This is a genomic window from Agarivorans sp. B2Z047 (assembly GCF_023373605.1).
GTDB classification, from domain to species: Bacteria; Pseudomonadota; Gammaproteobacteria; order Enterobacterales; family Celerinatantimonadaceae; genus Agarivorans; species Agarivorans albus.
Map to the genome: position 1 here is coordinate 4,233,613 of NZ_CP088080.1, position 11,113 is coordinate 4,244,725.

The following is an 11,113-nucleotide window of genomic DNA, read 5'->3' on the forward strand; positions in this document are numbered from 1 at the left end:
CTCGCTTAATACTCAAGGATAGCAGAAACTGGTGTTTGATTTTAGTTAGCTTATCCGTACCACCAATACTGTACAACCTACTGACCTATACATAACCTGATACTCTAGAGTGAGACTTTTAACTAACCAAACAGACTGTATAGGAACTCCCAAACTGTCCAATACGGGATTATGCGGAATTTATTGGGATTAAGTGGGACGGAGCCAGAGATTACGGGGTGTAGAGGGACGCGCGGGGCTTCATTTGCGTGCCCCCCCCCCCAAGTGTCCAAAAACATTAGTTTCTAAGTTTTTGGATCCGACAAAGTGAGGATAATTGTTAATTTAAAATTGGTCTTTAAAAAAGCTTCAAATTAACTTTTAGGAGGCTGAGTATAATACCGACCTACAAATACAACTCGCCCAACAATCTCTATGTCTGCTTGATCTTGCTTCGTTAAGGATATGGTCCCATATAAAGAGTTATCGCTGATCAGGTTCCAAACACCCAGTGCATTCTGGAATCGCTTAACGTGTGTTTCTCCCATACTCGATAGAGCATATAGGTTGCCATCTGTTGGAGATGTGTCACTCCTGTCAATAACAACAATATCGCCATCACTTAGAGTTGGCTCCATTGAGTCACCTGTCATTGATATGGTCGCCAGCCCGCCACCTTTTAAGTGTTTGGTTGAAAGAACGTGCCTGCTAATGGCAAGTTCAGCAGCTCCTGTTTTAGAGTCTGGGTAAACGGTGTCCGTTCCATGTTCTCCATCTTTTTCATACAGAAGAATGGGGTGAAAAGTTGTTGAGAATGAATAGGATAGGTCTTTCACTATTTCTTCAAAAGCTTCATCGGAGAAGTTGTCGTTATAGTAAATATCGTTATTTGTCATCAATGCTTCACGGGTATACCTAGGGTACATCGAGAGGGCTTCTCTGAGTGTTTACCATCGACTAGCAATTGTGTCGTAAACCTTAACCTTTCTTTGGTCAAGCTCACTCTTAATATCTTGTCTATCGGGGCAAAGAGCCGCAATCATATAACCATTACTTAAGTGTGATGGTGCCGTATCAGACAGCTTACCTTGGCCTGTTAGAAGCCATGTTGCACTTATACCAAGGGCGTTTGATATTTGAATGATTTTTGATGCCGTAGGCTCCCCTCCTTGCAAATATCGCTTTAAACCAGATACCGATATTCCAACTTTTTTTGAAAAACCGGCGACGCTTCCCTCGCAATTAGCTAAGAACTCAATCCTCTTTTGTATCGTGCAGGCTCTTTCGAGTTGCCACTCCAAACCTGAAAGTCGGTTTCCAGTTAGATTTTTGTCATTCATATCTCATTAAACCTATTAATATTACAGGGATTAGCTGTAAGATATCTGCCCTTTAGCTCCAAATAAACCTGAAAGCGCCAGTAAAACTCTATAGAGCCTGATGAATCAATTTGGTCAAGCTAATCTTTAGAGACGCGGTGACTCTTTCGAGTAACCACGGGAAGTGAAAATATTATAGGTGGTTTATATGAATGAAAAAAGCTTGCCTCCAATGACAGACAATAATGGAAACTGGAGAAGCGAATACATTTTGGCAGCTTTAAAAGCATCAGGTTGGAACTATGCAACGCTGGGCGTTGCTAATGGGCTTGGTAAAGCAACTCTTAGAAATGCCGTTAGAGCATGCTGGCCCAAAGGAGAAAAGATCATTGCTGATGCCATAGGTGTTGAGGCACAGACAATCTGGCCGAGCCGTTACAAGGGCGTAGTTGGGAGCGTTAAATGAGGTACTTTTCTGCATCGGAGTTAGTCGGCTTGCCAGGGCTCCCTTCTTCACGGCAAGGGCTTACAGCAATGGCAAAGCGGGAGGGGTGGTAGTTCAGAGCAAAGCAAGGCAAAGGTGGTGGTAAAGAGTATTGCTTTGAGTTCTTACCTATGAGTTGTCATCAAGCGCTATTCAAGAAAATAGGAGTGATTCTTGTTGATGGTGAGCCTCTTGGTATACCAAGAAATGAGACTGACTACTGCGCTAGAACTTTGTGGCAAAAATGGGAGCAGGCTGGAGAAAAGGCTCAACACAAAGCGGAACATGATTTGCGAGTTGTTCGTTGCTGGCATGTGCTTAAAAGAGCGGGGCTAAAGAAAGACCAAGCAACCGATACTGTATCTCAAAAAAATATAGCTTATCAACCAAAACTATCAGCCGCCTACTTACTAAAATAGCACCTTTTGAAGAAAAAGATTGGTTGGCAGCACTAGTCAACACAAAAGCAATTGCAAATAGACGGAAAGCCATAAGTAACAGAGCAAGAATTCCTGACGAAGCGTGGGTGTAACGGTATGATTTAACTAGAGACTTCGTTAGAGGTAAAATTTATTTAACTAACGAGGTCAAAATGCCAAAGAAAAACTTAGCAGCAGGATTTAAACGTGAGTGTGCTGAGCTAGTAATTGTTCCTGGTTACAAACACAAAGATGCAGCCGCAGCGATGAACGTTGGATTATCGTCAATTCAGCGCTGGGTAAGCCAATATCGAAAAGAACAAAGTGGTGTTACGCCTAAAGCCAGTGCACTAACACCTGAGCAAATCCGCATCCAAGAACTAGAAAAACAAGTAAAGCAGCTAAAAAGTGATAACGCACTGTTAAAAAAAGCTTCAGCCTTTTTCGCTATGAAAATGAACAACGGCAGCAAGTAGCTGCCAAGCTGAAAAAGGCGGGAAGTAAGGTTCAGCAGATATGCCGTTGTTTATCGATACCGTTTAGCTCATTTTATCACCGAGCCAAACCAAAGCCTATTTGTGCTGAGCATGTTAAGCTTGGTGCAGCGATGAAGCAAATTCATGTTGATATGGATGCAACTTATGGCAAAGTCTGTATGCATGATGAGTTACAAGCATTAGGCTTTGATATTGGCCTTCATCGTGTTCGTACGTCTATGAAGCGATTGGGACTAGTTGCTAAACGACCTAAGCAGCATAAATATCCTGTAGGCGGTAAGCCTTCGGTTATTGCACCTATTCACTTAAATCGGCAGTCTAATCCTCAAAGCTTAAACAAGTTTTGGTCTGGCAATATTACCTATATTCGCACACAGCAAGGTTGGTTGTACTTAGCGGTGATTATGGATTTATGCTCACGCAAGGTGATCAGCTGGGCATTCTCGGACAAACCCAACAGTGAACTAACAACACGCGCATTACGTTCAGCCATAAGTAAAAGGCAGCCAACTGCTGGCGTGTTATTCCATTCAGATCAGGATGTGCAATATACGAGTGAGGCATTTCAGCGTTCATTAAATGAATATGGTTTAGTCTCAAGTATGAGTCGAGCAGGAAACTATTTAGATAATGCCGTTACTGAACGCTTTTTTCGTAGCTTAAAATCAGAGCGAATTAACTATCGTCGTTATCAGACAAGGAGTGAGGCAATGGTTGATATTATCGATTACATCGAACCGTTTTATAATCAGAAACGGCGACACTATAAGTTAGGAACCATCTCACCAGTAGAATATGAAACAAAACTAAGAAAAAGTGCCTAAAGAAGTCTCCAAGTTTATTTGACCATTACAATCTTGTTGCTTCTAAAGTAAATGTATAGTGCTCTTGATTATAATAGACATCGGAGGCTTCAAAAACCTGGCCTGATTCTAGGCGCGCAATGCTATGAGCACACAATACTGGCTCATCTCGTTTCAATCCCAATAGCGTGCGGACTTCTTCTGATGGCAGTTCGGCGCGAATACGTTTTTGACTACCGCCTACTTTTTGCCCTTTTTCGTTAAGGTAGTTGTATTTAGAGCTATTTAAATGGTGTGATTCTAAATCGGCAAACATCGGTTCCGCGAGCATATAAGAAGATTCAAATACAAAAGGAATCTCCCCCACCAAACGTAACCGCTTCATATACCAAACCCAGCTACCTGGCTCTAAACTAAGCTCTTGGACAATATGAGCAGGTGCTTCAACCTTCTCGAGATGCAGCAGCTTGTTACTAATAGGAGAATTAAGCGAGGTTGCAACTTCACTAGAGGTTAAGTGCTTATCCAATGGTAAAGCCACCTTAAGCTCTTGGGTTGGCTGACAAATAAATGTACCGCGCCCACGCTGCCTTTCAACCACACCTTGTCGGACTAAATAGTCGACCGCTTTTCGTGCTGTCATTCGTGACACTTGATATTGCGCAGCGAGGACAGTTTCTGATGGAATGGAATCTCCAGAATGTAAGACTCCTTGCTCAATCTGTTGCGTAAGAATGCGCTCTATTTGTAGATAGATAGGAACATGAGATTCTTTGTTTATCATGCATTTCCCCTTGTTTGAAGACAGCTTATTTTACCTTGCAGAGCTCGAGTATACAACTAGACAACCACTATGAATGAGAGTGTTGATTACAGTTAGCTCATTTCGGAATTGGCTGCACATGATAAATGGTTAGTGATTAATCTCTCAAAAAAAGCACAGCTGTATAGACAACTATACCTGGTGGTGATTTAATCGCCTCCACAATAACAACAGTGATGGTAAGGAGATATAACTCAATGAAACACTTAGGTTCTAAACTACAAGACCTAGGAAAAGCGCTGATGACGCCGATTTCGGTTATCGCAGCCGCGGGTATTTTCCTTGGTTTAGCCGCAGCCCTACAAAACCCAAATATAACTGGACAATCATTCAACCAACTTGAAGCTGTTCAGTTGATACTTGGGTTTATCCGAAAGATTGCCGGCTCACTATTCGACAACCTACCACTCTTCTTTGCGGTCGCCGCAGCTATCGGTTTAGCAAAACAAGAAAAACCAACCGCAGCATTTGCAGCAATTATTGGTTTTATCTCAATGCATGTAGGTGTGAACTACTCACTTCTTGCTCAAGGATTAACAGCAGAAACAACATCGGTTGCTTACCTTGTCTCGCAAGGCATAGATAAGACGGCAGCGATGATGTTTGCCGCTGAATTTGGTAACACGTTAGGTATCTTTTCTTACCACATGAGCGTACTCGGTGGTGTGATTGCAGGCCTTGTGACTGTTGCTCTGCACAACCGTTTTTACACCATTGTGTTACCGACTGCGATTAACTTCTTTGGTGGTCGTCGCTTTGTGCCAATAATTACCGTCCTTGTCCTACCTCTTGTTGGTGTTTCAATATCGCTAATTTGGCCAACCATTGGTTCAGCAATTGCAAAAATTGGTGAGTTCATTGGTCAATCAGGCAGTTTTGGTACTTTCCTGTTTGCCTTTTCTGAGCGCCTTCTAATTCCTACTGGCTTACACCATATCTTGAATGAAACGATACGCTTTACGCCTATCGGTGGTATTGCCAATGTAGATGGAGAAAGCGTTGTTGGTGCACTGAGCATTTTTAATTATGCTCTAACTCACCCTAGCAGCATTGACAACGAGATTGTCAGAGAAGCTACTCGCTTCCTTGCGCAAGGTAAGATCCCAGTGATGATGTTCGCTCTACCAGGTGCCGCGCTTGCAATGTACCACTGCGCCCGTGATGAACACAAAACACGTGTAAAAGCACTGGTTATCGCAGGTGCTCTAGCTTCCTTCACAACAGGTATCACCGAGCCATTGGAGTTCAGCTTTATCTTTGTTAGCCCACTTCTGTTTATCTTTCACGCCATCATGACGGGTTTATCTTTTGCCTTGATGCATGTCTTGGGTGTGATGATAGGTAACATGCAAGGTGGTGTCATTGACCTATTTGTATTCGGTGTTCTTGGCGGTGCGCAAACTCACTGGTGGTTCGCAGTACTACTCGGTGCTTGTTATTTTCCAATCTACTACTTTGTGTTCCGCACGGTGATCACTCGCTTCAATGTGGCGACACCAGGTCGTGAACAAGAAGAAACTAGCTCGGAAGCGGTTGGCAATACTTCAGAACAAGCAATACGAATCATCGAAGGTTTAGGTGGTTCAAGCAACATCCAGCTAGTTGATAATTGCTTTACTCGTTTACGTGTCAAAGTGAACGACATCAGCAAAGTTAAAGATAATTCTCTAAAAACAACTGGCGCCTCAGGTGTTAAGAGTGTAAGTGATGTGGACGTACAAGTTATCTACGGCCCACAAGTGGAAAGCATCGCCAATAATGTGAAAAATGCACTCGCCATTTAATCCATTTTAATTATCGTCCCTGTGTGACAGGGGCAATTTCTCAGATTTAATTTAAGGTAGAAGTAAGATGAAAAAAGCATTCAATATTGTACTTGTAGGTGGTGGTTCAACTTGGACCCCAGGTCTATTAAAAGCTCTATGTAAACGTAAAGGTACTTTCCCATTAAGCCGTGTAGTGATGTTTGATGTAAACGCTGAGCGCCAAGAAACTATCGGTGAATACGCCAAGCTACTTTTTTCTGAAGATTACCCAGAACTAGATCTTGAATACACGACTGATGTAAACGTCGCGTACAAAGATGTCGACTTCGTACTTTGTCAAATGCGTACTGGCGGTTATGAAATGCGTGAAAAAGACGAAAAGATCCCGTTATCTCTAGGCATTATCGGGCAAGAAACCTGTGGTCCTGGTGGCTTTGCTTATGGTATGCGCTCGATTGGTGATATGATCCAAATGGTTGAAGATGTACGTGAACGCTCACCACAAGCTTGGATCTTAAACTACACCAACCCAGCGGCAATCGTAGCCGACGCCCTAAAAAAACGCTTCCCACATGATGATAGAATCCTAAATATCTGTGACCAACCAGTGAACCTGCTTCGTTCATACGGCCGCCTATTAAATGTTGAGCCAAATGATTTTGATCCTGTGTATTTTGGTCTGAACCACTTTGGCTGGTTTACTCACCTATACAATCAACAAGGTGAAGATCTTGCACCTAAACTGAAAGCGTACATCGCAGAGAATGGCTTTATTCCTGTTGATGCAGAGCAGCGTGATCAATCTTGGTTAGACACTTACGCAGGGGTTGCTGATATGCTACGTGACTTCCCAGACTATTTGCCAAACACGTACCTACAATACTACCTATACCCAGAATACAAGCTATCTAAACTGAATCCTGAATTTACGCGTGCCAACGAAGTAATGAATGGTCGTGAAAAGCGTGTATTTGAAGAGTGTCGTCAAGCTGTTATCGATGGTACAACTAAAACATCAAACGTGGTACATAACGATGCGCACGGCGATATGATCGTTGAAGTAGCAGAGTCTATTGCGTATAACCAAAAACGTAAGTTTGTAGTGATCCTTGAGAACAACGGCCTAGTGGCAAACCTAGACGATGATGTTATGGTTGAGGTGACAGCTGAGCTTGGCCTCAATGGTCCTCGCCCATACGGTGTGGGTAAGGTCCCAATATTCTACAAAGGTCTGATTGAAAACCAATTCGCTTATGAGCGCCTCACTGTCGAAGCTTGGTTTGAAGGTTCATATACCAAGGCCTTGCAAGCACTAACACTAAACCGCACTGTTGGTGATGCGAAGAAAGCACGTAAAGTACTTGATGCACTAATTGAAGCGAATAAAGGTTACTGGCCTGAGCTTGCGTAATTAGCGATCAATACAGTCTTATATATTAGTCTAAAACAGTCCCCCTAAATGCTGTTTTAACCGCTCCAGCTCCCGGGTTACGTCAGTGGCTTGGGAGTTTAACTAAGGACATAAGGGAAAAAAGTGAAAATAGTTATAGCCCCTGACTCTTTTAAAGAATCACTATCGGCTAAACAGGTATGTGAAAGCATTGAAGCGGGTTTTTCTCAGGTGTTCCCTGATGCTGAGTATGTTCATCTGCCACTGGCTGACGGCGGTGAAGGTACAGTAGAGGTGCTGCTGCAAGAGCTGGAAGGCGAAGTGCGTCACTCTCAAGTTATGGGGCCTTTGGGTGAACCTATTATGGCTAGTTGGGCACTTTTAGACAATGCTCAAACGGCATTGATTGAGTTTGCCGCTGCATCTGGTCTAGACTTGATTACTTCAGAACATCGTAACCCTGCTATTGCCACCAGTTTTGGTACCGGTGAACTGATTAAAGAAGCCTTAAATCATGGTGTGACTAAGGTTATCTTGGGTTTAGGTGGCAGTGCAACCAATGATGCAGGCGCGGGTATCGCACAAGCGCTTGGTGCTAAACTACTTAATAATCAAGGTAATGAAATTATTAGTGGCGGCGCGGCACTCGCTGAAATAGCGACTGTTGACTTATCCTGCATCCACCCACGGAGCAAGGATGTTGAATTTGTAGTGGCGTGTGATGTAGCGAACCCACTAGTGGGCGAGAACGGTGCCAGTCACGTCTTCGGTCCGCAGAAAGGAGCTACACCAGAGATGGTTCTATCGCTCGATAGCGCAATTTCTCATTTTGCATCAGTGAGCTCTCGGCATACATTGGTTAATCACTCTGATTCCCAATGCTTTGGTGCCGCTGGAGGTTCGCCGATGGGGTTATCTTTGGTGTTTGATATTCAAATCAAACCAGGCATTGAAATGGTCTTAGATGTGCTAGAGGCAGACAAAGTACTAGAAGGTGCCGATCTAGTGATCACTGGCGAAGGTCAAATGGATAACCAAACTCTACAAGGTAAAACGCCTTTTGGTATAGCTAAGCTTGCACGAAGCAAAGGCATTCCAACCATTGGTATTGCAGGCTCTCTAGGTCATGAAATCGATAATTTATACAGCACCATCACAAGCACATTTGGTACCGTTCGTTCACCACAGTCTCTAGAACAAGTACTGAATGAGGCGAGTAAAAACCTGACTCGCATGGCCCGTAATATTGCTGCCACGCTTAAGCTTGGCGCCCAAATATTAGATTAAAGGATTCATCCTGTGAGCGCATAAAAGCGCTCATAGACAATATTATTCCGCACCATCAATACTGAACACCAAACTATGCGCCTTTCCATGCTTTTACTTATTCATAATTGCTAATGTTCTATTTCCTGAAACTGGTTTTTATCCATTTACCGTTATCGTCGACCGTCTTTTTTATGTGATCACCAATCGATTCTGTCGTATGTTCGCATTTCAGAGGGCTACGAAAGAAAATATGTCGTAGCTATGAGTCCTTATAAATAAAGGACTGAGAGCTCACATTGGACTTTTCGCTGAAATGGGCGCGAAACTCCAAGAAGCAAAAACTTCTTACTCAAGCAGTTAGATGACTACAGTTCGGTGAGCAAAATACTGAACTTATTACCCTGGTTATCTTTTGCTTTGAACCGGTATCAAGAAAGTGTCTTTGAGTTTCAAGCTCGTCGGCTGACCATGACTCTAATCGCAAGGGGCAGGGATGAGTCGCTGGCAATTGATGCATTCAGCAAGCCTTCCTAAAGAAAGAATACTGCCAATCGTCGACGACTTACTCGACTGGATAGCTACAGGAGCAAACATCAAATAAGGAATTTTATGAGAGCAACATTTTACAATGTGTGATGATGATGTGCGTATAGTTCATACAGATAAAATATTAGTACGAACAGGTGATTCATCTTACCGACCGTCGATTGAAGTTTGGTGCTCCCCCCCCTCAGCAGAAAAATAATTAATCAAAGAGCATTATCAGAAAGTTACGCTAATTGGCTAATTCTCTCAAGAAAGTTAGCCTCCGACAAACTCGGAACGATTCAACACACCTATTAGGAAACATGTGAAGATCAGGAGCGCTACTACGTCTTATGACCCAGAGCACACCACTTATCTTAAGTGGCGGAAACTTGGGATCAATGGTAGGAACTCATGGTCCAATCCAGTCCCGACTGCTTTGTGAGATTGCTGGGTAACGTAATACGCCTTAGTGGAGTGTGAGCTTTTCGAGTAACTACCTTTCTAGGCAAAGTAGCAACAGGCATGCCTGTTGCCATATTGGAAGACGGTGGCGGTACGAAGGTTGTCCCTTTAAATACTTTACCTCACCGTTCACAATACCATTGCTTAGCCAGGCACCTGAAAGTACAGTTTGTTCAGGTCGAACTGGTAGCCCCGCATGGCGCCATGGTTTTGAAGTCATGACAGAGCCCAGTAAACATCGATGCAGTTATTGACTAGCTCAACTCGGATTTCCGTTTGTCCTGCTCTTTTAGATAAGCTTGCTGTGCAAGCTCTGCTAACTGGTTAGATTGCGTATTTTCCCATTCAGCAATATGATGATTTAAATCTATAAACACACAGTGAGGTTTTATTAAAAAACTCCCGCCTAGGCCTAAGTAGTGAAATTTTTTACCAACTAATACGTGGGTAACATAGTTGCCATTAGCCACTACACCCGCCTTTCCATAAGGCACATAAATAACACTCACAAAAAATAACACTACGGCCAGTACTAGCAATAAAAGCACCATAGAAAAGCTAAAAAAAAGCACTGCCATAGTCAGCATACAAAACATCGCCAAACCAAATAATTCAACTTCATGCTGTTCCTTAATTCAGTGTTTAGTGGTTGTTGTTTTACCTAGCTTGAAGTGCCGGAGGCTAGCAAGCGTTCATCGGCTATTGATATCGTGTAGTCAGCATTCACTTTTAGGGTAATACTTTGTGTGTTAGCGACTAAACGTTTCAATTTTTCCAAGGTTGCTTCTGGGTATGCTGATTGATGGTAGCGCAGCGATACATACACTGGGTAAGGATAAAGCTTAGTAAATTTGAATATTACCAACCTCATACCACTGTCTACAGACTCGGTTCTCTCTTGGTGGTTTTTTATTTTTTTATACAGTTTGGTGGCAACTACCACCTTTCCATCTAATAAACTATCAACTTTAATGCTGGCGGGCTTATCTAAGGCATAAGAAGCAGGCCGGTTACTAAGCCACTTATCGTAGCCCTGCTCTAATGGAAGAATAATAAAGACGGCCCCCATGACACCAAATATGGCATAGTAACGATTCAAAGAATAAGGCTTTAGTACTAGATCTAAAGCATCAAAGTACTCTTTATTAGCTACAGGGTGTTGGGTAAAGTCTAACGAAATGGCATTAATCGCAACAGCATGAAACAACATGAAAAATACACTTATTAACCAAGCGTAAAATAGCGCCCTAAAAATAATTTTGGCCAAGATAAGCTAGCAACAGACAAGCTATCTCCTTGAGTCGCGCCCTTTAGATGTTGTTCTACTTTCCCTAGCGCGCTAAAACTTAAATTTGGAGCGTCCAATTCACTAAA

Annotated in this window: 12 protein-coding genes; 7 read left to right on the forward strand and 5 right to left on the reverse strand. The window is 42.9% G+C overall.

Annotation, left to right across the window (positions count from 1 at the left end):
• Window positions 1-353: 353 nt before the first annotated feature.
• Window positions 354-875 (reverse strand): S24 family peptidase, encoded by a 522-nt coding sequence (locus tag LQZ07_RS19530; RefSeq protein WP_249483290.1) that lies wholly within the window; start codon window positions 873-875, stop codon window positions 354-356.
• A 51-nt stretch (window positions 876-926) separates the two neighbouring features.
• Window positions 927-1,319, reverse strand: a complete 393-nt coding sequence (locus LQZ07_RS19535) for a helix-turn-helix domain-containing protein (protein WP_249483292.1) — start codon at window positions 1,317-1,319, stop codon at window positions 927-929.
• A gap of 187 nt (window positions 1,320-1,506) precedes the next feature.
• On the opposite strand from LQZ07_RS19535, the gene LQZ07_RS19540 reads away from it, so the two are divergent.
• The 4 genes from LQZ07_RS19540 to LQZ07_RS19555 all read left to right on the forward strand — a co-directional run bounded on the left by LQZ07_RS19540 (window position 1,507) and on the right by LQZ07_RS19555 (window position 3,522).
• On the forward strand, window positions 1,507-1,764 hold the full coding sequence (locus LQZ07_RS19540) for a helix-turn-helix domain-containing protein (protein WP_227981745.1): 258 nt from the start codon (window positions 1,507-1,509) through the stop codon (window positions 1,762-1,764).
• Window positions 1,765-1,949: 185 nt separating this feature from the next.
• Window positions 1,950-2,201: a hypothetical protein gene (locus LQZ07_RS19545; RefSeq protein ID WP_249483294.1), complete on the forward strand. Its 252-nt coding sequence runs from the start codon at window positions 1,950-1,952 to the stop codon at window positions 2,199-2,201.
• A 173-nt stretch (window positions 2,202-2,374) separates the two neighbouring features.
• Window positions 2,375-2,677 (forward strand): transposase, encoded by a 303-nt coding sequence (locus LQZ07_RS19550; protein ID WP_152786468.1) that lies wholly within the window; start codon window positions 2,375-2,377, stop codon window positions 2,675-2,677.
• A gap of 8 nt (window positions 2,678-2,685) precedes the next feature.
• Window positions 2,686-3,522: an IS3 family transposase gene (locus tag LQZ07_RS19555; protein WP_249483697.1), complete on the forward strand. Its 837-nt coding sequence runs from the start codon at window positions 2,686-2,688 to the stop codon at window positions 3,520-3,522.
• Window positions 3,523-3,547: 25 nt separating this feature from the next.
• Here LQZ07_RS19555 and LQZ07_RS19560 read toward each other — a convergent pair whose 3' ends face one another.
• Window positions 3,548-4,285: a GntR family transcriptional regulator gene (locus LQZ07_RS19560; RefSeq protein ID WP_152786472.1), complete on the reverse strand. Its 738-nt coding sequence runs from the start codon at window positions 4,283-4,285 to the stop codon at window positions 3,548-3,550.
• A gap of 236 nt (window positions 4,286-4,521) precedes the next feature.
• Here LQZ07_RS19560 and LQZ07_RS19565 point away from each other — a divergent pair, with 236 nt between their 5' ends.
• From LQZ07_RS19565 to LQZ07_RS19575, 3 genes are all read left to right on the forward strand, one after another.
• Entirely contained in the window at window positions 4,522-6,108 is a 1,587-nt protein-coding gene (locus LQZ07_RS19565) for a PTS transporter subunit EIIC (protein ID WP_152786474.1), read from the forward strand.
• 67 nt (window positions 6,109-6,175) lie between these two features.
• Window positions 6,176-7,501: a 6-phospho-alpha-glucosidase gene (locus LQZ07_RS19570; protein WP_152786476.1), complete on the forward strand. Its 1,326-nt coding sequence runs from the start codon at window positions 6,176-6,178 to the stop codon at window positions 7,499-7,501.
• Window positions 7,502-7,624: 123 nt separating this feature from the next.
• Window positions 7,625-8,767 carry a glycerate kinase gene (locus LQZ07_RS19575; RefSeq protein WP_249483296.1) on the forward strand — a complete coding sequence of 381 codons (1,143 nt, stop codon included), beginning with the start codon at window positions 7,625-7,627 and terminating at the stop codon, window positions 8,765-8,767.
• Between the two features lie 1,226 nt (window positions 8,768-9,993).
• Here LQZ07_RS19575 and LQZ07_RS19580 read toward each other — a convergent pair.
• A complete protein-coding gene (locus tag LQZ07_RS19580; protein ID WP_152786478.1) occupies window positions 9,994-10,317 on the reverse strand; it encodes a hypothetical protein in 324 nt (107 codons plus the stop codon).
• Between the two features lie 83 nt (window positions 10,318-10,400).
• Window positions 10,401-10,949 (reverse strand): hypothetical protein, encoded by a 549-nt coding sequence (locus tag LQZ07_RS19585; RefSeq protein WP_152786480.1) that lies wholly within the window; start codon window positions 10,947-10,949, stop codon window positions 10,401-10,403.
• Window positions 10,950-11,113: the final 164 nt, after the last annotated feature.